General features: G+C 61.7%; 22 protein-coding genes. 1 reads left to right on the top strand and 21 read right to left on the bottom strand.

Features of this window, described 5'->3' with window-relative positions; all coding sequences use genetic code 11:
• Positions 1-133 precede the first annotated feature (133 nt).
• From ACYVRZ_RS03395 to rsmG, 10 genes are all read right to left on the bottom strand, one after another.
• Positions 134-1,018, bottom strand: a complete 885-nt coding sequence (locus tag ACYVRZ_RS03395) for a hypothetical protein (RefSeq protein WP_461224811.1) — start codon at positions 1,016-1,018, stop codon at positions 134-136.
• Positions 1,015-1,893: a hypothetical protein gene (locus ACYVRZ_RS03390; RefSeq protein WP_461224809.1), complete on the bottom strand. Its 879-nt coding sequence runs from the start codon at positions 1,891-1,893 to the stop codon at positions 1,015-1,017. The genes ACYVRZ_RS03395 and ACYVRZ_RS03390 overlap by 4 nt, the downstream gene beginning before the upstream one ends.
• A gap of 670 nt (positions 1,894-2,563) precedes the next feature.
• The gene (guaB, locus tag ACYVRZ_RS03385; protein ID WP_461224807.1) at positions 2,564-4,051 is read right to left on the bottom strand and encodes an IMP dehydrogenase; all 1,488 of its coding nucleotides are present in this window, start codon (positions 4,049-4,051) and stop codon (positions 2,564-2,566) included.
• A gap of 840 nt (positions 4,052-4,891) precedes the next feature.
• Positions 4,892-5,566 (bottom strand): DUF1129 domain-containing protein, encoded by a 675-nt coding sequence (locus ACYVRZ_RS03380; RefSeq protein WP_461224805.1) that lies wholly within the window; start codon positions 5,564-5,566, stop codon positions 4,892-4,894.
• 11 nt (positions 5,567-5,577) lie between these two features.
• Positions 5,578-6,678, bottom strand: coding sequence for a redox-regulated ATPase YchF (gene ychF / locus ACYVRZ_RS03375; RefSeq protein ID WP_461224803.1), 1,101 nt, complete (start codon positions 6,676-6,678; stop codon positions 5,578-5,580).
• A 20-nt stretch (positions 6,679-6,698) separates the two neighbouring features.
• Positions 6,699-6,893, bottom strand: coding sequence for a DUF951 domain-containing protein (locus tag ACYVRZ_RS03370; protein ID WP_262315847.1), 195 nt, complete (start codon positions 6,891-6,893; stop codon positions 6,699-6,701).
• A gap of 283 nt (positions 6,894-7,176) precedes the next feature.
• Positions 7,177-8,046 (bottom strand): ParB/RepB/Spo0J family partition protein, encoded by an 870-nt coding sequence (locus ACYVRZ_RS03365; RefSeq protein WP_461224801.1) that lies wholly within the window; start codon positions 8,044-8,046, stop codon positions 7,177-7,179.
• Positions 8,036-8,803, bottom strand: a complete 768-nt coding sequence (locus tag ACYVRZ_RS03360) for a ParA family protein (protein ID WP_461224799.1) — start codon at positions 8,801-8,803, stop codon at positions 8,036-8,038. The genes ACYVRZ_RS03365 and ACYVRZ_RS03360 overlap by 11 nt, the downstream gene beginning before the upstream one ends.
• Before the next feature lie 5 nt (positions 8,804-8,808).
• Positions 8,809-9,693, bottom strand: coding sequence for a nucleoid occlusion protein (gene noc / locus ACYVRZ_RS03355; protein ID WP_420844676.1), 885 nt, complete (start codon positions 9,691-9,693; stop codon positions 8,809-8,811).
• A 695-nt stretch (positions 9,694-10,388) separates the two neighbouring features.
• Positions 10,389-11,126 (bottom strand): 16S rRNA (guanine(527)-N(7))-methyltransferase RsmG, encoded by a 738-nt coding sequence (gene rsmG / locus ACYVRZ_RS03350; RefSeq protein ID WP_461224797.1) that lies wholly within the window; start codon positions 11,124-11,126, stop codon positions 10,389-10,391.
• A 266-nt stretch (positions 11,127-11,392) separates the two neighbouring features.
• On the opposite strand from rsmG, the gene ACYVRZ_RS03345 reads away from it, so the two are divergent.
• The gene (locus ACYVRZ_RS03345; protein WP_461224795.1) at positions 11,393-12,346 is read left to right on the top strand and encodes a helix-turn-helix domain-containing protein; all 954 of its coding nucleotides are present in this window, start codon (positions 11,393-11,395) and stop codon (positions 12,344-12,346) included.
• A gap of 154 nt (positions 12,347-12,500) precedes the next feature.
• On the opposite strand, the gene ACYVRZ_RS03340 is transcribed toward ACYVRZ_RS03345, so the two are convergent.
• The 11 genes from ACYVRZ_RS03340 to ACYVRZ_RS03290 form a co-directional block, all read right to left on the bottom strand.
• Positions 12,501-13,478, bottom strand: coding sequence for a Gfo/Idh/MocA family protein (locus tag ACYVRZ_RS03340; RefSeq protein WP_461224793.1), 978 nt, complete (start codon positions 13,476-13,478; stop codon positions 12,501-12,503).
• Entirely contained in the window at positions 13,475-13,945 is a 471-nt protein-coding gene (locus ACYVRZ_RS03335) for a hypothetical protein (RefSeq protein WP_461224791.1), read from the bottom strand. The genes ACYVRZ_RS03340 and ACYVRZ_RS03335 overlap by 4 nt, the downstream gene beginning before the upstream one ends.
• 50 nt (positions 13,946-13,995) lie before the next feature.
• On the bottom strand, positions 13,996-15,375 hold the full coding sequence (locus ACYVRZ_RS03330) for an FAD-dependent oxidoreductase (protein ID WP_461224790.1): 1,380 nt from the start codon (positions 15,373-15,375) through the stop codon (positions 13,996-13,998).
• Between the two features lie 177 nt (positions 15,376-15,552).
• Positions 15,553-16,416, bottom strand: a complete 864-nt coding sequence (locus ACYVRZ_RS03325) for a type III pantothenate kinase (protein WP_461224788.1) — start codon at positions 16,414-16,416, stop codon at positions 15,553-15,555.
• A gap of 1 nt (position 16,417) precedes the next feature.
• Positions 16,418-18,118, bottom strand: a complete 1,701-nt coding sequence (locus tag ACYVRZ_RS03320; protein WP_461224786.1) for a glycoside hydrolase family 36 protein — start codon at positions 18,116-18,118, stop codon at positions 16,418-16,420.
• Positions 18,108-20,303, bottom strand: coding sequence for an alpha-galactosidase (locus tag ACYVRZ_RS03315; protein WP_461224908.1), 2,196 nt, complete (start codon positions 20,301-20,303; stop codon positions 18,108-18,110). Before ACYVRZ_RS03315 ends, ACYVRZ_RS03320 begins: the two co-directional genes overlap by 11 nt.
• 38 nt (positions 20,304-20,341) lie before the next feature.
• Positions 20,342-21,400, bottom strand: coding sequence for a Gfo/Idh/MocA family protein (locus tag ACYVRZ_RS03310; RefSeq protein ID WP_461224784.1), 1,059 nt, complete (start codon positions 21,398-21,400; stop codon positions 20,342-20,344).
• Between the two features lie 18 nt (positions 21,401-21,418).
• Positions 21,419-22,228: a sugar phosphate isomerase/epimerase family protein gene (locus tag ACYVRZ_RS03305; protein ID WP_461224782.1), complete on the bottom strand. Its 810-nt coding sequence runs from the start codon at positions 22,226-22,228 to the stop codon at positions 21,419-21,421.
• Positions 22,229-22,254: 26 nt separating this feature from the next.
• Positions 22,255-22,992, bottom strand: a complete 738-nt coding sequence (locus ACYVRZ_RS03300; RefSeq protein WP_461224780.1) for a sugar phosphate isomerase/epimerase family protein — start codon at positions 22,990-22,992, stop codon at positions 22,255-22,257.
• 2 nt (positions 22,993-22,994) lie between these two features.
• Positions 22,995-24,260, bottom strand: a complete 1,266-nt coding sequence (locus ACYVRZ_RS03295) for a DUF4434 domain-containing protein (RefSeq protein ID WP_461224778.1) — start codon at positions 24,258-24,260, stop codon at positions 22,995-22,997.
• Between the two features lie 63 nt (positions 24,261-24,323).
• Positions 24,324-25,454, bottom strand: a complete 1,131-nt coding sequence (locus tag ACYVRZ_RS03290; RefSeq protein ID WP_461224776.1) for a hypothetical protein — start codon at positions 25,452-25,454, stop codon at positions 24,324-24,326.
• Position 25,455: the final 1 nt, after the last annotated feature.

The following is a 25,455-nucleotide window of genomic DNA, read 5'->3' as shown; positions in this document are numbered from 1 at the left end:
ATGCGGCGCCGCATCATCCGTTAACCGTCACTAGAGTCTGAATTAAGGCACCCGCACGTCCCCCTTCGGTGACGTGCGGGTGCCTTTTGCGGTCTGCCGCGCTTGCCACACCCGAGGGCTACCTAACGCGAAGTCACGCGTCTTCGAGGTCTGCCGCAGTCACCCAGCCCTGCGCAATCGCATATTGGGCGAAGGATTCGAAGTACCCCGTTGGATAAATAAGCTGAGTGGTTTTGATCACCGCAGCGACTGCCTGGCGATTCGCCGCACTTTTGTCCCGGTAATAATCATCCAGACGCAACAGGATGTTGTAATTGTAGGCGGCAATCGGGTCGTCGGGCATCGTCCCTAACACATCGGCCATCATCCCAAGGACTTGCTTCAATACAGGGCGGTCTTCGGCAAGCAACGCCGCGTTGCCCACCACGCCGCCAAAGGCGAGGAGGCGCCGCTTCATGCGCAGCGAAGCCGCGTTCGGCCGTGTCATCACGCCATCGTACAGCGGCTGCATCCACAGACAAGCGGCCGCGGCCGGCGCGTATTCTATTGCAGCTTCAATCAGTACCCCTTCTGCGCTGCCGTACGACGTGACCCCTTGAGTATAAGCCGTCACAAGCGCCACGATGTCGGGACTCAGCTGCCGGCTTTGCGCATCGTGAATGCGAAGCAACTCATTCAACATGGCGATCACGAACCGAGTATACGGCGTGTCATTATCCAAGTCGCGCTGCGCCTGAAAATTATCTCGCAACGCGACCACAGCCGTGCGATCCCACCGCTCCGCCGCAACCGCGGCCCAGGAACAATCGTCAATATCGGCAACCAGGTGGCGAATGGCGAGGTCCTCAAAATCCATTCCCAGCGGCGTCAGCGCGTGGCCAATGACCTCGCTGGTGATGTCAATCAGCCCGTTCTCCCACCGCGACACCGTGGCCGGCGAACGGTCCCCAGACACTGACGTCAGCGCCACGTGACGCGCCACCCGCGTCGCCTTGAAAAAATCGCCCAACGCAGTCATACGAACACCCCCTCTGCCTCGCCGCTGGCAACGGCCAGCAGGCGGCGTAAGTAGCCCTCAATCTGCTTCAGGTGCAGCGTTGCCGTGACCTCGAACACCGCTTCAAGCTCACCGGTGCCGGTCTTTAGCCGCAGAGGGTTCTGAAAAAGCCGCCGAATCGCGTTAATCACCAGTGCGTCCTGAAAGCTGTACCCGCTGACCTGAATTTGAGCCAAATCGGTTGGGTAGGTCGCCACCAACATGGGCGTCCGTCGTGCGAGACACACAATGCCAAATTGCAGCATCGCATCATTGGCGTAGTGCTGATAACCTGGCCGCATCGTCGCCATCCGCTCCCGCAGCATTTGGTAGCAACGGCCTAGCCGCGCATCGTCTAGGTACACCATCCCCAAGCGGAGAAGGAGATAATCGTATACCAGCCAATCGGCGTTGCGCATCAGGACCTGTTCGATGGTCGCCTGGACTCCCTCGGGCAGTGGCGTCGGCCGCCGCGAGACGCTCACCTGCAGCACGTGCTGAAACACCTGCCGATTGAGCACCGCAATCGGACCATCGGCCGCCGCCGTGTCCTGCAGGTAACCCGTCGCAATCTCCCTGATCAATCGTTCGTCCGCCGCGTAACGGTTCGCATTCAAGGTGTTCACGGCCGAGGTGAACGCCGCGTCGAACCGGGGAAAATCGCTGGCCAAATCCGCGTATGACAGCCCCATTCGCCGCATCGTGTCCGTGATCATCTGCAGGGAGATATTGTTGCCGTGATTAAAGAAGCGCGATAGGGTCGTGCCTCTGCCCTGCGCTAGCGTGCCAAGCGGAATGCGACGCGCCTTGCGATAATCGTTCAGGTACTTCCCGAATGCAGTTTGAAACGTTTCCATCGGTCTACTCCTCGCATTGATGGGCGGCTTTACGAAATCTTAATTTTCGCGTCAACGGGAATTTTGGGTTTCCAGCGACGCGTCAGAGAATAATACGTTGCTTTTTTGGAGGATTAAGGCACCGGTTCTTCGCCTGACTCACGAATTTGCCATTCCATCTCGCGCGGATATAATTATCAGTGTAGATTGGTCAATCGATTATCACACTCCGCCGGCCCCAGTGTAACACGCGCATCCGGACCGGCCAATCCAGTGGTTCCTTGCGACAACCGCTGGCGACCTGTACGAGACGGCGTCGTGACCCGTCAAGTACACCAGGCATCCGGCTCGCAACCGCGATGCTGGTCAGCCACCCCAGGCAGCGAAAGCCAAGGATGGACGCAACTTCAAGGAGGGATAGCCATGCTTGACTATCTCATCAACCTGCTAGGCATCACCGGCCAGGGCTGGTAGGCGCCACGCCGGCGGCGCCGCCACCACCTATCGCCAAGCGTCACTGAAGCTAGTTTTTGGCACCGTCACCTCGCCTCCCCAAGGCTGAGGGGACGGTGTTTTTTTAATTAATCAGCGCTGCCTTCAGTTAATCCTATCTCATCATTATTGTCAATCGCTCGCCACGCAAAAAAGCGCCTCGCACCGCTGCGAGACGCCTTCATTGCTTATTGTCTGGTTATTCCACCGAGTAGTTCGGCGCTTCCTTGGTGATCTGAACATCGTGCGGGTGGCTTTCGCGCAGGCCGGCACCGGAGATCTGGATGAACTGGGCGTTGTCTTGCAGCGCCTGGATGGTCGGGGCCCCGACGTAACCCATGCCGGAACGCAGGCCGCCGTCCAGCTGGTAGATGACATCGGCCAAGGCGCCCTTGTAGGCGACGCGGCCTTCGATGCCTTCCGGAACCAGCTTCTTGGCCTCGTTCACGCCGCTTTGGAAGTAGCGGTCGGAGGAGCCATGCGCCTGCTCCATCGCACCGAGGCTGCCCATGCCGCGGTAGGTCTTGAAGCGGCGGCCTTGGTAGATTTCGAACTGGCCCGGGGCCTCGTCGGTGCCGGCCAGCATGCTGCCGAGCATGACGGCGGTGCCGCCGGCGGCCAGCGCCTTGACGATGTCGCCTGAGTACTTGATCCCGCCATCGGCGATAATCGCCTTGCCGCGGCGCCGGGCCTCGGTGGCCGCGTCGTACACGGCGGTCAGCTGCGGCACGCCGACGCCAGCGACGATGCGGGTGGTGCAGATGGAGCCGGGGCCGATGCCGACCTTGACCACGTCGACGCCGGCGTCGTACAAGGCGGCGGCGCCTTCAGCGGTGGCCACGTTGCCGGCGATCAGGGTCGCGTGTGGGAAGTGGTCGCGAATCTCCTTGATTTTGCGCAAAACGCCGGCGGAGTGGCCGTGAGCCGTGTCGATGACGATCGCGTCGGCACCGGCATCCAGCAGCGCCTGGGCGCGTTCGAAGGTGTCGGAGGTCACGCCGACCGCGGCGGCGACCAGCAGGCGACCATGGGCGTCCTTAGCGGCCTGCGGGAACTCGACCACTTTTTCGATGTCCTTGATCGTGATCAGGCCGGACAGGCGGAAGTCGGCATCCACCAGCGGCAGCTTCTCGATCTTGTGCTTTTGCAAAATGGCCTCGGCTTCCTCGAGGCTGGTGCCGGTCGGCGCGGTGATCAGGTTAGTCCGTGTCATCACGCTGCCGATGGCGATGCTGTGGTCGGCGACGTAGCGCAGGTCACGGTTGGTGATGATGCCGGTGAGCTTGCGGGAGTCCTTGGAATCGACGATTGGCACCCCGCTGATGCGGTACTTCTGCATCAGCTTGTGGGCTTCTTCGACCGGGTCGTTGGCGGTGAGGAAGAACGGGTTGAGGATGACGCCGTTCTCGGAACGCTTCACGGTCAGGACCTGGTCGGCCTGCTCCGCGATGCTCATGTTCTTGTGAATGACCCCGAGGCCGCCTTGACGCGCCATCGCAATCGCCATGTCGGCGGTCGTGACGGTGTCCATCCCGGCGGAAAGAATCGGAATATTGAGCTTCAAGTTGTCGGCCAGCTGAACGCCCAGGTCGACCTCCTGTGGCAGAACGTGACTTTCAGCAGGAATCAACAGAACATCATCAAAGGTAAACCCACGACGTGCGAACTTCGTCTCCCAATTGCTCAAGTAGATAGCCCTCTTTCAATTTTGTTGTCGTTTACAATAGCATGTTCGTGGCCAGAGGTCAACGCGCTTTCGCCAAAAAGCCGGCAAGGCCCGGTGCGACGGCGTTTGTAAATGAGAAAACGCTCATATGTGGTCAAAATTCCCGAACCATCGCGGCAAAAGCGGCGAGCTCAAAAAACATTGTTCGTGAAAACGCAAAATCGCGGCCGGAATTTTACGCTTCGGTTCGGATTCTACTCGTGATGCCGACGTTCCTTGCCGCAGGCTGTGCCGGCCGTCGTGCCACCCCACCAGCCGGCAGCCCGAACGGAACCCAACGGTGAGCTGATAAGTTGACGGCCGAGATGATAGGGCTTACACTAGCTTCAGATGATTGTCAACGGGCAGGCGAAAACGCTGCGGCCGCAGCGCTTGCAACTCTACTGCTTAGGGGGAAGGTCCGGGACATAAGCATTCCCAGTACCCCCACCCATGCCATGCCGAACCAGGCAACAACGTCGACGTTTTCGTGCAACGGCCTCCTCCGATTGGGGCCGACCACCAGGGTGTGGACCACCACCCTCCTGCCGCACAGTCCGGTGCCTACTCGCTTGCGAGGTAGCTGCGGCACCGAACTGACAGGGGGCTTGTCCCAACGTGCCGCGCAGCAATGCGATGCTCGGGGGATGACAGCACAAGAACGCAACCAACCAGCAGAATAACCGAGGCCACCACAGCGTTCTACCCTGCGGTGGCTTCGGCGCGTCCGGCCGCGGTTGCGGTTCGGACCGCAACCCCAGCCACGCGCGTCGCCCCATCGAGACACCAAAGGCCCGGCACAATGCCGGGCCTTTGCCATGCTTATTGACCGAGGAAGCCTCGGAGGTTGTACTTGCGCTTGAGGAACCAGTGGCCGCCAAAGCCCAAAACCGCCACGGCGGCGTAGGCCGGCCACGGCATCTGCTGGGTGAGCGGCGACTTGATCAAGGAGAAGGCCGACGACAGGAACGAGGCGACCATGACCAGCGCGATGCCGGCCACGAGCATTTTCCAAGTCGTGCCACGGGCCTCCTTGGGCTTTCGGCTCCAGTCGTTGTAAAAGGCGAACATGAAGCCGGCCGCGGTACCCATGACCAGAAGCGACGGCAAGCCGTTGCCGGTGGCCTTCATGTCCGGCTTCCACAGCACCATCACGCCGTAGACCGCACCGAAAATGGCGGCGAACAGCAGGCTCAGGTCCAGGCCGCTCAGCCAGACGTTGGCCTTGGGTAAGGCCTTCGGGGCGTGGATCAGGCTGTCGGCCTTTTCCGTCACCGGGCCGAACAGCTGGTTGGCCGGCTTGCCGGCGCGTTGGGCCTCGATCATCTCCGGCAGCAGCTTGGCTAGGGTGCGACGCTGCTTCTCCTCGGACCACTGGTGCTCCGTCAAGATGCGGCGCAGCTTGAAGACGTAATCGTTATTCTTGTTGGTCAACTGGCCCAAAAGCGCGTCGACGTCCACGGTTTCCTCAACCGGTTGTTGTTCCTTTTCTGCCAAAATGGTTCCCCCTAAACGTTGAAGCGGAATTCGATGATATCCCCGTCTTGCACCACGTACTCCTTGCCTTCGGACCGCAGCCGGCCGGCCTCACGCACCGCGCTGGCCGAGCCGAACTTGTCGAGGTCTGAGAAGCTCATGGTTTCGGCGCGGATGAAGCCGCGCTCGAAGTCGGAGTGGATGATGCCGGCAACCTGCGGCGCCTTCATCCCCTGCTTGAAGGTCCAAGCCCGAGTCTCCTTGCCGCCGGCCGTGAAGAACGTGGCCAGGCCCAGCAGGTGGTACGACGCCTTGATCAGCTTGTCCAGGCCGGACTCGCTGACGCCTTCCGCCTCCAGGAAGTCGGCCTTGTCGGCGTCGTCGAGCTCGGCGATTTCCTCTTCCGTCCGGGCCGACACCGCGATGGCCTCGGCGCCTTCGGTCTTGGCGTGTTCCTCGATGACGCGAACGTACTCGCAAGCCTCGGGGTCGGCCATGTCGTCTTCGGCGATGTTGGCGACGTACAGCACCGGCTTGGTGGTCAAAAGGAACAGCCCCTTGACGATTTTTTGCTCGTCGTCGGTGAAGTCGATGCTGCGAACCGCGCCGCCTTCTTCAAGCACCGGTTTGATCTTCTTGAGCACCTCGACCAAGGCCACGGCGTCCTTGTCCTTGGTCCGGGCGACCTTTTCGACCTTGGCGTAGCGCTTGTTGACCGAGTCGAGGTCGGCCAAGGCCAGCTCCAGGTTGATGGTTTCGATGTCGTCCAGCGGGTCGACGGTGCCGGTGACGCTGGTGATCTCCGAGTCATCGAAGGCGCGAACCACGTGAACGATCGCGTCGACTTGGCGGATGTTTTCGAGGAACTTGTTGCCCAGGCCCTCGCCCTTGGAGGCGCCCTTCACGATGCCGGCGATGTCGGTGAACTCGAAGGTGGTGTGGATGATTTTCTTGGCGGGGATCAGCTCGTCAATGCGAGCCAGCCGGGCATCCGGCACCTCGACCATTCCGACGTTGGGATCGATGGTTGCAAACGGGTAGTTGGCCATTTCGGCCCCCGCCTTCGTGATCGCGTTGAAAAGCGTGGACTTGCCGACGTTGGGCAAGCCGACGATACCTGCAGTTAAAGCCATGAGTGAGGTTCCTTCCTTGGTTACTGATTATTGTCTGCTGCGGTGACGATTACTTTTTTCATTTTCCGGTCAAAATCATGCCGCGACATCATGACGATGTGGCCGCAGCCCGTACACTTGATCTTGATGTCCATGCCCAGGCGAATGATCTCCCAATCATTGACCCCGCAGGCATGCGGCTTCTTCATCAGCACACGATCGTGAAGATTGTACATACCAGATGCCTCCTTGTCAGTTCCCGGCTCGCCGGTGTCGCCTCTATTGTGCCCCAACTGCGCCGGGTTGCGCAATAGCCATCGGGCCGATGCCGCCGGCTTGCGCTTGCGGCCGTGACCGGGCGAGGCCTGGCCAAGCGCCGCAGCGCCGAGGCGGGGTCGGGCCAAGCGCCAAGGCGCCGAAGCGTGGCCGAGCCAAGCGCCAAGGCGTCGGCTTGCGGCCCGAGCACCGTGGCGCCGAGGCGACCGAATCAGGCCGGTCGCCGGCGTCGAGTCCGGCCGCCTAGTCGATGTTCACGTCCAAAAGCGCCAGGAGCCGGTTGAGGTCCTGCGGGTTTTGGAAGTCGATCTCGATCTTGCCGTGACCCTTGGCGGTTTGGGCGATGCTGACCTTGGTGCCGAAGCGGTCGCCGAGCTGGTTCTCGCTGGCTCGCAGGTACGGCGACTTCGGCGTTGCGGCCTGCTTGGGCTGTGGGTTGCCGGTGTTCATCTGGGCGATCAGGTGCTCCAGCTGCCGGACGGTCAGGTTGTCGGCCACGACCTTTTTGGCCAGCGGCACCAGGCGCTTCTTGTCCTTGAGGCTGAGCAGCGTTCTGGCCTGGCCCATCGACAGCTTTTCCTGGTTCAAAAGCTGCTTGACCGGCTCCGGCAGCGTCAACAGCCGCAGGTAGTTGGCGATGTACGGGCGGCTTTTGCCCAGGCGCTTGGACACCTCGACTTGGGTCAGGTCCAGGCGGCGAATCAGGGTGTCGTAGGCCTGCGCCTCTTCCAGCGGCGTCAGGTCCTCGCGCTGCAGGTTCTCAAGCACCGCAATCTCCATCATCGCCGGGTCGTCGAAGCTGCGGATGATCGCCGGAATGCTGGTCTTGCCGGCCAGCTTGGACGCCCGGAAGCGCCGCTCGCCGGTGATGATCTCGTAGCCGCCGACGCTTTTGCGAACGATGATCGGCTGGAACACGCCGGTTTGGCGAATCGATTCCGCCAGGTCGTTCAGCGCGTCTTCCGCGAACGTCTTGCGCGGCTGGTACGGGTTGGGCCGAATCTCGTCCAGCGGCAGCTCGGTGACGGCGGCCTCCGGCACGTCGGGGCTTTCGAAGTCTTTAAAAATGGCCTCGATGCCGCGGCCCAATCCCTTGTTGTTTTTATTCGCCATGGGCCTTCAATACCTCCTGTGCTAATGCGTTGTAGACTTCCGCGCCTTTGGACCGCGGATCGTAATCCACGATCGGCATCCCGTAGCTCGGCGCCTCGGCCAGCCGCGTGATGCGCGGAATGATGGTCTCGTAGACCTTGTCGGCGAAGTACTTCTTGACCTCCGCGATGACCTGGGCCCCCAGGTTGGTGCGACGATCGTACATCGTCAACAGCACCCCTTCGATGCTCAAAGACGGGTTGAAGTGCTTTTGCACCAGCCGCACCGTGTTGAGCAGCTGGCTGAGCCCCTCCAGCGCGTAGTACTCGCTTTGCACCGGAATCAGAATCGAGTTGGCGGCGGTGAAGGCGTTGATCGACAGCTGCCCCAAAGACGGCGGGCAATCGATCAAAATGTAGTCGTACTGGTCCTTGACGGCGTCGAGCCCCAGCTTCAGCCGCATCTCCCGGGCCATCTGGTTGGTCAGCTCGATCTCCGCGCCGGCCAGCTGAATCGTCGCCGGCACAATGGCGAGCCGCTCGTGTTTGGTCTTGATGATGGCCTCATCAATTGGGTCCTCGTTGACCAGCACATCGTAAATGTCCTTGGTGACCTCCGCCTTGGAGACGCCGAGGCCGGACGTCGCGTTGCCCTGCGCATCGGCGTCGACGATCAGCACGTTCTTGCCGGCGTTGGCCAGGCAGGCGCCCAGGTTGATGGTCGTCGTTGTTTTACCCACGCCGCCTTTTTGATTGGCGACCGCGATCACATTAACCAACTGCGTTACCTCTTTTCCTTGGGAAGTTCCACGATGAAGCGGTAGGCCTCGGGCGTGTCCTCTTGCGTGACCTTGGCCTTGACACCGCTTTGTTTGATCATCGCCACCGACTTTTTCAACGTGTTGACCGCCATGCGCGTGTCCTTGGACTTGATCATCTTGCGCTTTTTGGGCTGCTTGTCGGCCGCCTCCGGTGCGGCCGCCGGCTCCGGCATCACCTCGGGCTCCGGCGTCACCACCGGCTCGGGGTTCAGCAGCGCCTCGATCGCCGCATGGGTCTCCGCGACGGTCAAGTTGTTGGCCAAAATGTCGTGGAGCAAGAGCTGCTGCTGGTAATCGTCGCAGCGCAACAGTTCGCGGCCGTGCCGCTCGGATAGCTCGCCGTTCAAAATCGCGGTTTGCACCGGCTCCGACAGCTTCAACAGCCGCAGCTTGTTGGCGACGAAGGACTGACTCTTGCCCATCTGGGCGGCCAGGCCCTGCTGCGTCAGGTTGTTGAGCTTCATCAGCTCGACGTAGGCCCGGGCCTCCTCAATCGGCGACAGGCCCTCGCGCTGCAGGTTTTCGACCAGCGCCATCGATGCGGATTCCGCGTCGGTCATGGTCTGCACGATGGCCGGCGCCTTCTCGAACTCCAGCGACTGCATCGCCCGAAAGCGCCGCTCGCCGGCGATGATCTCGTACTGCTTCGGCGCATACTCCCGCACCACGATCGGCTGCAGCAGCCCGTGGTCCTTGATCGTCGCCGCCAGTTCGGCGATGGCCGCGCTGCTGAACACCTTGCGCGGCTGGAAGCGGTTGGGAACGATGGCGCTGAGCGGCAGCTCCTGAACCACAGTCGCCGCCGGTGCAACGGGTTTTTTCTTATTAAAAAACAATGCCACGATGATGACCTACTTTCGTGAGAGAGTGTAGTGACGCGGGCTTAGCGGGACGGGTAGCCTAGCCGTGGCGCTTGGGGCATGCACTTGGCCCCAAGTGCCGCGGCGTAGCTAGCCGCTCCCGCGTTGCGGAACGGAACTCGTTTGAGAGAGTGTAAAAGCGCGGGCTTAGCGAACCGCGCAGCGTAGGGCTGGCGCGTGAAGCGGGTTTTGCTTCGCGGGACGGCCCTAGCTGGGCGTGTTCGCGTTGCGCTTTGGAACTCGTTTGAGCGCGTGAAGTGACGCGGGCTTAGCGGGACGGGTAGCCTAGCCGTGGCGCTTGGGGCATGCACTTGGCCCCAAGTGCCGCGGCGTAGCTAGCCGCTCCCGCGTTGCGGAACGGAACTCGTTTGAGAGAGTGTAACGAGGCGGGTTTAGCCGGCCGGCCAGCGTAGGGCTAGCACTTGAAGCGCTCTTTGCTTCGAGGGCTGGCCCTACGCTGGATGCGCCGGCGTTGCCTCGTGGAACTCGTTTGAGAGAGTGTAGTGACGCGGGCTTAGCGGGACGGGTAGCCTAGCCGTGGTGCTTGGGGCATGCACTTGGCCCCAAGTGCCGCGGCGTAGCTAGCCGCTCCCGCGTTGCGGAACGGAACTCGTTTGAGCGCGTGTAACGAGGCGGGTTTATGGCCGGCCGCCACCTGCCGCATTCCTTCTATATAGATGACGCTACTGGCGCGGCTGGCCCAGCGGCTGCTTGCTCGGGGTGCCGGGCTTGCGGGGAAACTGCTTGGGCGTTGACTTGACCTTGTCGATCACCAGAAGCGTCCGGGGGTCGCCCGTTTCCGGCAGCGTCAGCTCGTAGGTGGCGGCGACCTTGCCGCCGAGCTGACCGATCGCCACCTTGGCGGCCGCGAGCTCGGCTTCGCCGTGGCTGCCCTTCATCGCGACGAACTGGCCGCCGACCTTGACCAGCGGCAGGCACAGCTCGGCCAGCACGTTCAAGGGCGCCACCGCCCGGGCGGTCACGAGGTCGAAGGCCTCACGCTGCGGCGATTTTTTGCCGGCGAAGGTCTCGGCCCGGTCGTGGAAAAGGTGGACGCGGGTCAACTCGAGCCGGCCGGTCAGCCGTTCGAGAAAGGCGATGCGCTTTTGCAGCGAATCCACGATGGTCACGTCGAGAGCCGGGTACAAAATCTTGACCGGCAGCGACGGGAAGCCGGCGCCGGCGCCGACATCGCACAGCGTCAGGCCCGGCGTCGCCACCTGCGGCGCGGCCTGGGTCAGCAGCAGCGAGTCCCAAAAGTGCTTGAGGTAAACCTCGCCGCGGTCCGTGATCGCCGTCAGGTTCAACTTCTCGTTTTCGGCCACCAGGTAGTCGTAGTAGGCGGCAAACTGGCGCAGCTGCGCCGGCTCGTGGGGCAGGTCGGCCGCCGCCAGCAGCTCGGCAAATTGTGTCTCGTCCATGTGGGTGAGGCTCCTTTCAGCGGGAAGAAGCGCGATTGCACCGCGTTTCTACCCCGCTCATTGTGAAACAGCGTTCGGTTTCACGTCACTGTCTAGTTTAACGTAAAAGCGCCCGACTCACAACCGCCGACCGGGGCGTTGTTTCATGTGAAACAGGTCAATTCAGAACTTCCAGGTTATACTGGCGGCGACCCTCGTGTTTTGCCCGGCTTTCCTCTATAATTAAGGCGTAAGCGGTTTCTCAATTCGCTCAAGGATGTGATTTTGTGGGTGCCTACGACTTCGTTGCCGACCTGCCGCGGTTTGTCCCCTTGCTGGACATTCGGCGCATCGTCTCGCTGTTTTACTTCGAGTTCTCCAAGCACTACTCGTTCCCCGGCGAGCGGCACAACTTCTGGGAGCTGGTGTATGCCGACCGCGGCCAAATCGAGGTGCTGGCAACGGACACCACCTTCACCCTCAAGGAAGGCGAGCTGGTTTTCCACCAGCCCAACGAGTTTCACCGGCTGTGGTCCAACGGCCGGGTCGCCCCGAACGTGATGATTGTCACGTTCGTGTGTGAATCCCCGGCCATGGCGGCCTTCGCGGGGAAAATCATGACCACCACGCCGGCGGAACGCGCCGCCTTGGCCGCCATCATCAAGGAGGCATACGGCGTCTATCAGCCGCAGCTGGGTATGGTCTGCCACGACGCGCTGCGGCTGCCGGAGCCAACGCTCGGCGGTGAGCAGATGATCTACCTGACGCTGGCGCAGCTGCTGATCACGCTGCTGCGAGCCCAGGACCGCAACGTCGCCGCCAAGCCGCGCGACCCCTTCCTGAGCCGGCAGTATGCGGACGCCACCGTCAACCAGGTCATCTTGTACCTCAAGCAGCACATCGACGCCCCGATCACGCTCGATGTGCTCAGCGCCGCGCTTTTTCTAAGCAAAAGTAGCCTGAAGGCGCGGTTCAAGGCGGTGACCGGCCAATCCATCATGGGCTACCTCAAGGCACTGCGCATCGCCCAGGCCAAGCAGTACATTCGTGAGCAAAACGAGAGCTTCACCCAGATTGCGCTGAACCTCGGCTTCGACTCCGTGCGGTATTTCTCAACCTGCTTCAAGCAGGCCACCGGCTTCACCCCGACCCAATACGCCCGGTCGGTCGAACAAGACGCCGCGGTGCTGGCCGGCGGTGAGCCGACGCGAGACGAGACCGCCACCGCACCGCGCGACTAAAACCCGCTTCCAGTTGCGCAGCTGCATCTCCCGCCGCCAACCGCGAGCCAGAAGCGCGGCTTCGCATTGCCCCGCTTCGCCACCGTAGCACAAATAGGGTCGCAAGTTGCGCCGACACGCAAGTTGCGACCCTATTCACATTGCGGGCCTTTGCTCAGTGCGTCACCCGCACCGTGCGGCCCGTGGCGATCGACTCGTAGGCCTTCTCCGCCAGCAGCACCGAGTAGCGGCCGGCGTGGGCATCGACGGGCGACGGCAGGTTGTCATCGATCACCCGCTGGTAGGCCTGCCACATGTTCAGGTCCATGCTCGGCTCGAAGCGCAGCCACGCGTTTTCGACCGGCTTTTGCCCGTAAAACTCGGCCTGCCTGCCGAAGCCATCCGCGACGAAGCGGCCGTTGTCGGCGATCAGCTCCAGCGTCGCATCGCCCCAGCCCGGGTAGTTGTTCGGGCGGTTCCAGGACGTGTCGAGGTTGAGAATCGCGCCGCCCTTGAACGTTGCCTGAATGATGCCCGAGTCCTCGCACTCAAGCGCCGGGTCGCTTTTGGCCGCGTAAGCCGTGACCGTCTCGAGCTCCCAGCCGAACAGGTAGTTGACCAGGTCAATCATGTGAATCGAGTGGTCGAAAACGGCCCCGCCGCCGGACAGCGCTTTTTGAATGAACCAGCCGCCCGGATTCTGGCCGTGGTTGGTCGCGTTGATTGCGCGAACCGTCCCGACCGTGCCGTCTCGCACCAGCTTGCGCAAGTCGGCCATCGTGTTGGTGAACCGCACCGGATGCGCCACCATCAGCTTCACACCGGCCTGTTCGACAATCGAGATGATCTCATCGCACTCGGCGACCGAGATTGCCATCGGCTTTTCGACCACAATTGCCTTGCCGGCGGCCGCCGCGATTCGCACGTAAGGCAGGTGCCACGCGTTTTCGGCGCAGATCAAAACCGTGTCACAGTCGCTTGCGGCCACCGCCTCGGCACTCGGCAAAACCGGCGCGTGATGCGCGGCGGCCACGCCCTTGGCCAAGGCGTCGTCGCGGTCGTAGATGCCGGTGATCGGCACCCCCAGCGTATCCAAGCAGCTGGTGTAACTGTTGACGTGCATGTGGGCACACCCAATGATTCCGACTTTCATGCTTCCACCTCCTGAACCGGCGCCTGGCTGGCCAGGCTGCGCTGCACCATCGTGACCAGCGGCGACTCGAGATCGGCCGGCTCGCCGGCCGGCAGCGGTGCGTGGTACGTGTCCGACCAAAAGGCCATGTCCGCTCGCGAGTCGTAGACGTACAGTCCGGCGCTGCCGGCGACGTCGAGCTTCTTAGTGTAGCCTTCAGCGGTGAAGTCGAACACCAGGTTGATCAGGTGGCCGCTTGCCGTCTGCCCGATGATCGAGTAAATCGGCTTGGCCGGCTGCTTTTTGGCCGACAGCGACGTGATGGCGCCGAAGTTCAGCGTCGCCAAGCTGGCCGCCGTCTCACTGAGCAGCCGCGCCAGCTGCCCCTGGTCTTGCGCCGTTGCCGACAGCTGGCAGCGGTAGAACGTGACTTGCCCCAGCTGGCCGCTGGCCGCGCTGATGGCGAGTTGTTGGTTTTCTCGTAACATTGGAATCCTCCTATCGTGCGAACGCGGCCTCACACCCTGGTTCGCCGGGGCTAGTCGGTCGGTTCGTAATGCGCCCAGCGTGAGGCCAGTTTCTTCTTGAGCGCGGCCCCGTCGAGCCGGTTGAGGGCGACGCCTTGCGCCAGTGCCTCACAGCAGGCGAGCCCCGCGGCCTCACCCATGTCCTCGGCGGTGGTCTGAATCCGGATGCTCGACTGCATGACGAATGACGCCGAGATGTGGCGACCAACCGCAATGTAGTTGGCAATCTCACGGGTCACCAACGAGCGGTACGGCACCTCGTAGTACTCATGGTTCGGGTACAACGGACGGTAGGCGGGACGCGTCTTGTCTTCGACATCCGTGTGAATGTCGACGAACCAATCGCCTCGCGCGATACCGTCGGCGAACTTGGCTTGGCTGCCGTAGTCGTCGTCTCGCATCACGTAGACCCCTTGGATGCGGTACGACTCGCGAATGCCAAGCATCGTCGCGCGTTTGGCCAAAAAGGCGTGGCCGAAGCCGGGAATGCGCCGCCGCAAGAAGTCAACCAGGCGATCCTGCATGCCATGGGCGAACGCCACCGCCGCGGCCATCTGCAGCGGATCATCCGGGGCGAAGCGGTTCGGCAGCTGCGGGTTGTTGAAGGCCATCACCCCGGGCTTGCCGGGCATTGTGAAGCCTTGGATGTAACGCACATCATCCACGGTCAGCTCACCGGCGGCGACACCGGCCTGAAAAACCCGCCAGACTTCGCCAGTTCGCGCCTCTTCGGGAACCGACACGAACTCAAAGTACCGATCATCACCGGCCAGGTCCGAGAAAACATAGTGCTGGCTGCCGCACCAGGCCTTGAGCGTTGGGATGTCGACCCCACCGACCTCCATGCGCAGACTGAGGGCGGAGTGCTTGCCGTCATCTCCGCTGACGGTTGGAATGCCGACCAGCCGAGCCAGCCAGGCATCCCCCGAGGCATCGACGTAATTTTGCGCGGTCACCGCGAAGGTCTGATTGAACGCCTGAACGATCAGTGCGGTGATGACCCCGTCGGCCACCACGGCATCGATCACACGCGCATCGTAGAGAATCTCGACCCCGCGTTCCTGAAGCATCATTTCGGTCACCCGGGCGATGGCCTCGGGGTTGAACCACCGCGCCGTGCCGTCACCGACCGGGCCGGTCGGAGTGCCGACGTAGCGGTCCAGTCGATGCAACAGCTCCCGGTTGAACGAAAGCCGCTTGGCGTGTGAGGGCATCATCGGGGTCACTAACGCATTGGCCTGCGTCCCCGTCAGCAGCGTGTTTTTCTCAATCACCAAGACCCGATTGTACACGGCCGCAGCGTATGCCGCCGCCACCCCTGCCGTGCCGCCGCCAACAACAACGGTGTCGGTTGTGACCAGCACCGGTAAGACTTTATCGTGATAACGCATCGTTTGCTTCCTTTCCGGACAGGTGACGCCGCCACCTGTTTCATTATGCCGTCAAACCCGCCTGGTGAATCGTCACCGGTCGCGTTCCGGCCGAATTCGGACATTTTTGGGCCGATTCGACGCAACAAAAAACCGGTCCGCGCCCATGCGAACCGGTCACGTCTGTTAATCCCGTCTTCAGACCGCCGACAGCAGGTGACGCAAAGCCCCAATCATGCCGGCGCTGTTGCCCAGTGCGGCCCGGCGGATCACGATTGGCTTGGTGAACGATGGCTCCATCGCGGCGTTGGCTAGGTCCTCAAGCTCCGTGACCAGCGCCGGATTGCTTTCCATGATGCCGCCACCGACGATGAACAAGTCCGGATCGACGATGTAGTTGATCGTCACAATACCCTTGGCGATGCGGCCCAGCCAGGTCGTGGTCGCCTGGGCGACGCCGGCATCGCAGCCGAACCACGCCGCGACGTCGCGCCCGGTTGCCACCTGCCGATCCGTGGTCGCGTTCACCAAGTCGACCAGCGCCTGGGTACATCCCGCTTCCTGATAGGTCCGACCGTCAAAAAGCGGCAGGTAGCCGATTTCACCGGCCGAACCCTTGCCGGTGTAGAGCTGCTGACCCAACACCACTGCGCCGCCGATGCCGGTGCCGATGGTCAGGGCAAAAACATTGTTGGCTGCAACCTGACCGGCCTCCGCCAGGGCCATGCAGTTCACGTCGTTCTCGACTGCACAAGGCAGGCCGAGGCCGTCTGTGATGGCCGCCTTGAAGTCGGTGCCGGCGTAACCCGGAATCGTCGGCCCGGCCGAGCGAATGACCCCAGCTTCGGCGTCGACCACCCCGGCGCTTGAGATCGCCACCCCTTCAATCGGGCCGCTGACCCGTTCGGCCTTCACCAAGCTCACAACCTGCTCCAGGATTTGGTTTGAGGTGGCGGTTTTACGCGTGAGAACCTCTTGCCGCTCGGTCACCGGGCGTCCGTCTTGGGCAAACCGCGCCCATTTGATGGCGGTGCCGCCGATATCAATGCACAAGTAGCTCATGTTACCCCTCCTCTTCCCGCAGCCGCAGCAGTCCCGCAGGCGGCACTGCCAGCACCTGAAGCGATCCGTCTGCGGTCTGCTGCGGTTGCACGACGCCGGTGCAATCCAGGGCCGTGGCCACCCAGTGCGTCCCGCGCGGCAGCGCCAGCGTCACCCGGGCGGCACCGGTCGCGTTGATAACATCAATGTAGTCAGCGCCAACCGGCACATGCAGCACCTGATCTGGGGTGTAGGTCGCCATGATTGCCTGCTTCGAATCGCTTGCGGTAATCAGTGCGTAATTATTTTGCGGGGCCAAAAACCGTACCCCACGCCCGTACAGCAAGTCGCGGTGCCGTCCCTGATACCCCAGCCAAAAGGCCAGCATGCGCTGCTGCGCCTCGCTCAGCTCGTGCAGTCGCACCGACAGCTGGATCACCCCGAACAGCGCATTCAACAGCTGCAAGGCGTTGGTCGCAACTGGCTCCTGCAAGTTGAACATCAGTATGTCCGAATGCACGGCCGTCTCCGGGCAAACCAGCCGCAGCTCAGCAATGCCGATGCGGTTTTGAACATAGTCGTTGGGGCAATCCCCGACGCGCATCATGTTCGCGTAGCGCGTCATCTCGGGACCAAAGTAGCCCTGACGAAACTCAATCAAGAAATCGGCCTTCAGGGTCAGGCACCGCGCTTGCAGCGTCGCAAGCAGCGTATTCAGTGCATCCTCTACCGAGGTCATGTCCATGTCCGGCGTCACCGGTGCCGACATGCCAACAATCGCATCCACAAAATCGAGCTTGAGCCCATCCAGGTCGTACTGTCTGGCCAGCCCCACGAAGCGCTCGCAAAGATACTCACGCACCGCCGGGTAGCGGGGATCGAGCAGCCCTGCCTGCGACACCTCATCGATGCCCAGCAGGCGGCTCTTGAAGGTCGCCCACTCTTCGGTCTTCATGCCAATGTGCAGGGTGCTGACCCACATCATGAACTTCAGGCCTTGTGCGTGAAAGCTGGCCACCAACCCGCGTAGATCCGGAAACTTCGCCTTGGCCACCTGCCAATCTCCGGCGTAGGCGTAACCACGCGCGACATCCGGCGTCTGCCAGCCGTCATCCACGATGATGGTCTCAAGCCCGTACTGCGCGAAGGCCTGGGCCTCTTGCGCTAGCTGTTCGCCGGTCATCTGCTGATGAAACGAATACCATGTCGAATACATCGGGGCGAGCGCCGCCGCAGGAACCGGCGCCGCGACCAGCCCATTCACCTCGCGCAGCCAGGCGGCCCCGTCACGCACTGCCAGGTCGAAGGCGCGAACGACGGTGTCGAACCGAATGGTGGCCGCCGTCGTCTCAGCGGCAAAGGTGAGCGCCAACCGGAAACGGGCGTCCTCCTCACGAACCCCGATTACTGCTTCAACCGCCGTGTGAACCGTTGAGACGGCCAGCGCGACCTGACTTTCACCCCGGTCGTTGTAAAAAACATACAGCGGCATTGCATGGTTGGTTGCGCTGTGAAGCGGTGCCGCCCAGCCCACCGGAATGCCTGGCGTCTGCCGCACTCCGGGATGCCAGAAGTGGCCGATATCGACGATGGGAAACGAGAAGACAAGACGCGCCGCCCCCTTCAACTCACCGAAGTGAACCTGGTAGTCGGTCACCCCGTGGTTCACCGTAACCTGAACTCGGGCCGCACCGCAGTCCTCAAGCTGGATATCATTCATCATCCGTCACCGCCTTCAGGTAGACTTGAACACCGGCGTAGTCTTGGCTCAACGGCAGCGGCACCAAGAGGCCCTCACCCATCAGCTCATCACCGCCGACGCGTTGGCCCAAAACCGCGTAGTCGCGGTTGGCATCGAGTCCAAAGAGTCGCAACCGAATCACCGCCGGCGCCTCTTCGGCCAGCGGTCGCGCGTAGACCACCACCGCCTCCAGGCCACGGTCATCGCTGATCTGCCAAGCCGTGTCGCCGCCTTCGAAGGGGCTGAGCAGGCGCGTCAGTCGGCCGTACTGAAGCAACCGCCGATGGGCCTGGTAAAAGACAATCTGTTCGCGAACCGCCGCCTGCTCCGACTCGGTCAGCTTCGTGGCGTCCAGCTCGTAACCCAGCACCCCGGAGCTCGCCACCGCACCGCGCAGCGCCATGCTGGTCACCCGTTGGAACTGGTGGTTCGGCACGGCCGAGACATGGGCGCTGATGGTCGACAACGGGTAAAACAGGCTGGTGCCGTACTGGATTTTGAGCCGCGACACCGCATCCGTGTCGTCGCTGGTCCAAATCTGTGAGGTGTAGGCCAGCATGCCGAGGTCGAAGCGCCCGCCGCCACCCGAGCAGCCTTCGAACAAGATTTCGGGATAACGCGTTGTCAGCCGTTCCAGCATGTCGTAAAGCCCCAGCATATAGCGATGGGTCACCTCCCCTTGGGCATAAGCCGGCAAGGCGGCCGAGAAGACCTCGGACATGTTGCGGTTCATGTCCCACTTGATGAAGTCGACCTGGGTGTGGTCCAGCACCGCACACATCTGATCCAGCACTGCCTGCCGCACATCCGCCCGGGAAAAATCAAGCGTAAACTGATGCCGCCCGGCCGAGCCGGCTCGCCCGGGAATGGCGAGCCGGTAATCGGGATGGGCCGCGAACAGCTCGCTGTCTTCCGAAATCATCTCGGGCTCAAACCACAGACCGAATTGCATCCCTTGCTGGTGAATCACCTGCGCCAGATGCGCCAGCCCGGCCGGCAGCTTTTGCGCGTGGGTGACCCAATCCCCAAGCGACGAGCGGTCGTCGTCGCGGTGTCCGAACCACCCGTCATCGAGCACAAACGCCTCGACACCCAGACGCTTGGCGGCTGCGACAATCGCGAGGATTTTTGCCTCGTCGAAGTCAAAGTACGTCGCCTCCCAGTTGTTGATCACAATCGGGCGGTCGTGGTGCCGGTAGCGACCGCGAATCAGGCGGTCGTTGATCAGTCGGTGCCACGTCGCCGACAGCCCGTTGAGGCCCTGGTCGGTGTAGGTCAAAATCACCTCGGGCGTCTGGAAGCTGGCCCCTGGGGCAAGGTTCCAGGCGAAGCCGGCCGGGTTGATGCCGGCCATCACCCGCACCTGCTGGCGATCGTTTTGCTCAATCACGCACTCGTGGTTGCCGCTGTACACCAGCCCGAACCCGTAAGCCGCCCCGGCGTGTTCCGTCGTTCCCGGCGCCACCAGCGCAAAGGTCGGGTTTTGGTAGTGGCTGCTGGCCCCACGCTTGCTGTCGAGAATGCGGGTCTCCTGCGTGAGCCGCTCACGCACCAGGTGCCGCTCCTTGGCGTAAGAGCCACTCAGGTGAATCAGCTCGAAGCCCGGCGCGGTGAAATCGAGACTGGCGCTGGCCGCCTTGCGAATCGCCTTGGGCCGCGAATCTCGGTTGGTGACCACCACCGACCGGGTGATTACGGCCCGGTCGCGGAAAATGGTGTAAGCAAGCGCCACCTCCGTGCCGTTGACCGGATCACCCAACACCACCGTCAGCGTCTCGGCATCCGAGTCGTCGGTTGCGTAGGTCGCCGGCAGACCCGGCAGCGCCGGCTTGCCGGCCGTGATGCGGTGGCTTTGGTAACGCAGATCCGCGATCGCGGTGCCGTCCGGCTGAACCACCTCATGGGCGGGAACACGGTAGTCTCCGAACCCACTGCCCGGGTACTCCAGCGGCAGGTCGTTGAGGCCGAACACATCAGCACCTTGCCCAGCCGGTAGCGGCGAGAAACTGGTACTCATGTGGTGTTCTTGGCCGGTGCCGTGGTAGCGACGAACGGCCCGTCCAAAGTACAAGTGCGTCAGGTAGCCGCCAGGGGCCACGCCTAGGGCATAGGACACCAGCCCGTTGTGCAGGTGAAACACCCGGTTGGTCTCATCGTAGTCAATCATCGTCGGTTGGAAACTCATCTCGGTGCTCCTCTGCTAGATTAATCGAGGCGAACCTCGTGCTGGGTTCTGGCCGACTCGTAGATGCCGCTCAGAATCTTCATGATGGCAATGCCGTCTTCCGGCGGTGCAATGCTCGGCCGGTGCGTCTCGATACAATCGATGTAGTGATTAATTTCGTTCACGAACAGCTCCTCGAAACTCGAAGACGCGTTCATCGCGAAGTTGTAGTCCATCAGGTAGCCGTTGTTCTCCGTGAACATTTCCACCTTGGGAAAAATCGTGGCGCCGGCCTTGGTGCCGAAAATCTGCACGTTGCCGCCCTCCTGCTTCAGGTGCATGTCGTAGGAATCCTCCACCTGCATCACGGCCCCGTTGTCGAACCGCACCAGTGCGGTTGCGAAGTCCTCGACGTCGTACTTCTTTTCGATACCAGAGTCGGCCGGCTGGTAGCCGTGGGGATCCTTCAAGTACGGGCGATCACCGATGGCGTGGAAGGTCGCACCGTAAACCGACACCGGCTTAGGGTTGCCCATCAGGTACCGCGTCAGGTCGATGAAGTGAACCCCGAGGTCGATCAAGGGACCGCCGCCCGAGTAGGCCAAGTTGCTGAACCAACTGCCCGGATTACCGTTGCGCCGGTAGTATTCGGCCTTAGCGTAGTACATATCACCGAAGAAGCCTTGGTCGGCGAAGTCCTTGAGCGTCTGGCACTCACGGCTATGGCGCTTGGCAAATCCGATCATCAGAAGCTTTCCGGCCGCGTCGGCCGCGGCCTTCATCGCCTCGGCCTGCTCCGGGTTCATCGCCATCGGCTTTTCGCACAGCACGTTTTTCCCCGCGTTCAGGGCCGCGATGCTGGCCGGAGCGTGTTCGGCGTTCCAGGTGCAGACGCTGACGGCATCCAGCTCCTCGAGCTTCAGCATCTCATTGTAATCCGTGTACAGCCGCTCAACGCCGTGCAGCTTACCCTGCGCGATCAGCCGCCGTTCGTTGATATCGCACAGCGCGTAAACTTCGACGTGCGGGTTTTGCTTGTAGGCCGCCAGGTGCAACTGCGCGATGCTGCCGACGCCGATAATCCCAATTTTGATTGTCATGTTCTCGCCTCCGAGCCCTTAGCTCATGTGTGTGCGAAGGAATTGGACGGCATCCCGGATGTCTTGTTCCGGGTTGTCTCCGACTTCGCGTTCAATCGTCAGGTAGCCTGTGTAGCCAACATCGGTCAGCGCCTTGAGGTAGGCCGGCCAATCGATGTCGCCCTGGCCAAGTGGCAGCTCCGCGTAGGTCAGGCCGGTCGGGGAGTCCGGCTTGGTCAGCATGCGACCGTCCTTGGCGTGGGTGTGGACAATATAATCCTTCAGGGTGTAGACGGCCGCAACCGGGTCATCCCCGGTCACCATGCAGAAGTTGGCCGGATCCAAGTTGACGGACACCCCCTTGCTGCCGAGGCCGTCGAGGAAGTCCTTCAACACCAGCGCCGGTTCCGGACCGGTTTCAACGGCGAACCGGGCACCGGCAGCCACGGCGTAATCCGCCAGCTCCTTGCAGGCATCGTGCATCACGGCATATTCGCGGCTCAGCGGGTCGCTTGGCACCACCCCGATGTGTGTGGTCACAATATCGGTACCCAGGTCCTTGGCCAAATCGACGATGCGCTTGGACTGCGCGACGGCCTCGGGATTGCGGCTCGCATCACCAAAGCCGGTGCCCAGGTCGCCGCACAGCGCAGAAATGCCAAGCCCGTTATCGGCGATCAGCTGCTTCAGGTCGCGCCGTTTCTCCGGCGTCAGCTGCTGCGGTGTCATCTCACCGCGAACCACGTACATCTGAACGCCGTCCAGGTCGGCCGCCTTTGCCTTTTTGATTGAGTTTTCAATGGTGTCACGGTACGATTCAAGCAAAACTCCTACAGGAAAATGACTCATCTTGTTCTCCTCCATCTCGTTAGCGCTTACAATTTGTCGACAAGTGTGGCTAGGTAACGTTGGTTGGCGGCCGCATCGGCCATCTGAGTGGGTTCCGCCACGTCATGCTCAATCACGAGCCACTCAATCTCGTGTTGACTGGCGAACGCAACGCAATCCGCGAGCGGAATGACGCCGGTCCCGAGGTTCGTGCTGACCGACAGATCCGGCTTCATGTCCTTGATGTGAAATTGGCTGATGCGAGCCGCATGGGCGGTCAGCCAGGCCTTGAGGTCCCCGCCGCCGCTGGTCAAAAGTCCGACATCCACCTCGAGGCTCACATCCGGCACCGCCGCCAGCATTTCGGCCAGAATGTCGGTGTCACCGTGGAAGCAGACCTCGTTGGCGTGGTTGTGGTACATCAGCTGCATGCCGCGTTGGCGAATCTGTGGGGCCAGCGCGTTGAGCTGGGTGAAGAAGTGACGCCAGCCAGCGACATCCTCAAAGTTCATATACGGAATGATAATCCGCTTGTTGCCCAGCACCGCCTCGTAGTCCAGCGTGGCCGCCAACTGATCCGGGGCCAGCCGGTCAAAACCGATGTGGCTGCCTGCAGACACCAGCCCGATTTCGTCCATCGCGGCCTTCAGCACCGGCGCTTCGACGCCGCGGTAGCCGGCGAACTCAACGCCGTCGTAACCCATGTCCTTCAGCCGCCGCAGCGTCCCGATGAAATCCTCATCACACGCGTCTCGGACCGACCAAAGCTGTAACGCTATTTTCATCACTATTCCTCCCGTCCATCGTCCAACTGCTTACCCGCGATATACTCCTGATAGTCTCGATACACCTGTTTGGGACTCGCACCGCCGAGGTCGCACAGGCTGTCCGGTGCGTTCAGCAAGCCGGTGTACTGGTAGCCGAACACATTCTCCACGGCATCGTAAATCTCAATTTCCTTGACCAAACTATCGATGTCCTTAGGAATCAGGCCGGTGTCTTCGAACGGGTAGGCGAAAATCTCCATATCAACCCACAGGTGGGTGTTCGCCTCGTCGCAAACCGCCTGAATAGCTGCGAGGTTCAAGTGCTCCAGGTCTCTTGCAAAGGCGAACGGCAGCAGGATGTCGACGTTGGCCAGCACTTGGCGCCACGCCGGCAGGAACTGCTCAAAGCGAATGTTATTCGGGGCCAGCGCGATCGGTTTCGTCGGGGCCAACTCCTTGATGAACGCCGCTAATTCGTTGAAGAAGGTCACCACATCGTGCCACGCCGCCTTGTGAGCCGGCGCATAATCGTCGTAAAAGCTGCCCGGCAGCTCCTCAGAGATGTAAAAGGCGTAAAACGACGGATGATGCCCGTACTGCTGGTACAGCTCGGTGGCCACGCGCTTGTGCCAGCGCAGCGATTCAGCGGAGAAGTCGAACCAGGCGAACAGCCCAACCCCGACGAACACCTGCATGTGATATTGATCCGCCGCCGCTAGAATTACTTCAAGCGGGTCCTCAAGCGCCAATCCCTCGAACCGCCGCGGGTAAAGCTTGGATGGGTAAAACGCCGCGCCGCCATACGTCTCCACGGTGTCCTGATGCGCGAAGACGTAATTGCTGCTGTCGAACACGTTTTGAATCACAATGGCCTTGACCCCGATTGCGCTCATGCCGCGAATCTGGTCACGCCACTGCGCAGCCGTCAGTGTCTTCAGCTCCCGGTTGAAGTGCCGCGCCTCCTGGTCGCTCCAATGCACCAAGGAAATCCAGCAGCCGTCGAGCTGCCGGGTCGACCGCACCGGCGAGGCCACCACCTCGTAAGGAATCTCACGCCTGAAGCCGTCGCCGGTCACCGTAATGACAAGCTCGCCTCGCACCCCGCTCAGGTCCAAACTGAGGTATTGGTAAGCCGCCGAGGCCGCCAACGCATAAGCCGTTGACTTGAGTTCACGTCCTTGCTGGCTCAGCGTCACCGTCAGCCGATTGGCCGTTGGGCTGTACACCTTCAGTTGCGGTGCCACCTGCTGGGCCACCCGGAAGCCGGGCATAATGGTTAGTTCCACTGTTATTCCTCCGTTACGCTTGTCGCCGCGGTCCTTTGTGACGCTCAACGGCGACGATTTCACTCACACCCCGGACAGCTTGCTCGGGCTGATGATGCGGCCGTACTGCGCGTTGCTCAGCGCGTCGTCCTTGTAGCTGTAGCCGATGTCGTAAGGCAAAAGCGCCTCTTCAAGCTCGGGAATGGTTGTTGTCGGCTGGGCCAGCCAGCGCGTCAGCACGTCAATCACCGTGTTCGCCCGGCTGATCAGGCCCCCATAGCGAATATCCAACACTTCCCACCCGAACGGCTTGTAGTCCGCAGGCCAAAGCGCGTAATGCGCCTGCTTGAGCTGTTCCAGGGCCGGAATCAGCTGCTTCAACTGAGCAATCTGCTCACCGATTGCCGCCGTGTCACCGGCGTGATAGGCCGCGCGAATGGCCGGGCTGATCGGTGCCTTCAGTGCCAGCACGTCGGCCAGCTGGGCGTAAAATGTCAGCATCAGCGACTTATCGCGCAGTGGTGCCAGCCGCGAAGCCAAGTCGCGGTAATGCCGCGGCAGGTCCATTGTGGCGAAATTCACATCGAACATGCTCAGCAGCAGATCCTGGTACAACAAGCATTTACTTGGATTGGAGCTGCCCAGGTTGTCCTCACCGATGCCAGGCGTCTCATCGAACGCCTGAAGCATCAGGTAGTCTTCCGCTTCGTCGTCCAAGAAGACCTTGAAGTCCTGCTTGGCGTGGTCGAGAGTCGGCGCCGGGGCGAAGTCGTGCTCGGCAAACAGGGCCAGGCCGAAGTCGGCTGTGCGAATCGAGGTTTCCTGGCCATCGTCGCCCCACATCGTCGCGTAGATTTCCTGAACGCCCTTGGCCTCACAAGCCGCCAGCGCCGCTTTGGTGTCGACAATGGTTCGCCCGTAGTTCGGCGCCACCCCATTCCACGTCCAGATGCCCCCGGCAAAGGAAATGTTGTCGGACAGCTCGGCGTGTTTGGCCAGCATCGCCTCGTAGAACGCCGCGTCGTCGTGGTAGTAATCCCAGTAGGTCAGCCCGACGGCCGGAACGCTGGCACGGTCTTCCTCAGTGAAAATCACCGTGGGATCGTAGTATCCGCCCGTCTCGGACTTGGAATCAAAGAACATATCGCTCCAAATCATCGGTTCGAAGTTGTACTTGGCCGTGATCTTCAGCACCTCGCGCAGGTGTTGGGTCATG

It is taken from the genome of Lacticaseibacillus suihuaensis (assembly GCF_054785075.1).
The sequence above is the reverse complement of the archived record's forward strand: the minus strand, read 5'-3'. Positions and strand labels throughout refer to the sequence as shown.

Excerpts from the sequence above, each read along its gene's own strand:
- ACYVRZ_RS03395 (WP_461224811.1), bottom strand. The coding sequence starts at position 1,018 with ATGACTGCGTTGGGCGATTTTTTCAAGGCGACGCGGGTGGCGCGTCAC.
- ACYVRZ_RS03390 (WP_461224809.1), bottom strand. The coding sequence starts at position 1,893 with ATGGAAACGTTTCAAACTGCATTCGGGAAGTACCTGAACGATTATCGC.
- ychF (WP_461224803.1), bottom strand. The coding sequence starts at position 6,678 with ATGGCTTTAACTGCAGGTATCGTCGGCTTGCCCAACGTCGGCAAGTCC.
- ACYVRZ_RS03370 (WP_262315847.1), bottom strand. The coding sequence starts at position 6,893 with ATGTACAATCTTCACGATCGTGTGCTGATGAAGAAGCCGCATGCCTGC.
- ACYVRZ_RS03365 (WP_461224801.1), bottom strand. The coding sequence starts at position 8,046 with ATGGCGAATAAAAACAACAAGGGATTGGGCCGCGGCATCGAGGCCATT.
- rsmG (WP_461224797.1), bottom strand. The coding sequence starts at position 11,126 with ATGGACGAGACACAATTTGCCGAGCTGCTGGCGGCGGCCGACCTGCCC.
- ACYVRZ_RS03340 (WP_461224793.1), bottom strand. The coding sequence starts at position 13,478 with ATGAAAGTCGGAATCATTGGGTGTGCCCACATGCACGTCAACAGTTAC.
- ACYVRZ_RS03335 (WP_461224791.1), bottom strand. The coding sequence starts at position 13,945 with ATGTTACGAGAAAACCAACAACTCGCCATCAGCGCGGCCAGCGGCCAG.
- ACYVRZ_RS03330 (WP_461224790.1), bottom strand. The coding sequence starts at position 15,375 with ATGCGTTATCACGATAAAGTCTTACCGGTGCTGGTCACAACCGACACC.
- ACYVRZ_RS03325 (WP_461224788.1), bottom strand. The coding sequence starts at position 16,416 with ATGAGCTACTTGTGCATTGATATCGGCGGCACCGCCATCAAATGGGCG.
- ACYVRZ_RS03320 (WP_461224786.1), bottom strand. The coding sequence starts at position 18,118 with ATGATGAATGATATCCAGCTTGAGGACTGCGGTGCGGCCCGAGTTCAG.
- ACYVRZ_RS03315 (WP_461224908.1), bottom strand. The coding sequence starts at position 20,303 with ATGATTGACTACGATGAGACCAACCGGGTGTTTCACCTGCACAACGGG.
- ACYVRZ_RS03310 (WP_461224784.1), bottom strand. The coding sequence starts at position 21,400 with ATGACAATCAAAATTGGGATTATCGGCGTCGGCAGCATCGCGCAGTTG.
- ACYVRZ_RS03305 (WP_461224782.1), bottom strand. The coding sequence starts at position 22,228 with ATGAGTCATTTTCCTGTAGGAGTTTTGCTTGAATCGTACCGTGACACC.
- ACYVRZ_RS03300 (WP_461224780.1), bottom strand. The coding sequence starts at position 22,992 with ATGAAAATAGCGTTACAGCTTTGGTCGGTCCGAGACGCGTGTGATGAG.
- ACYVRZ_RS03290 (WP_461224776.1), bottom strand. The coding sequence starts at position 25,454 with ATGACCCAACACCTGCGCGAGGTGCTGAAGATCACGGCCAAGTACAAC.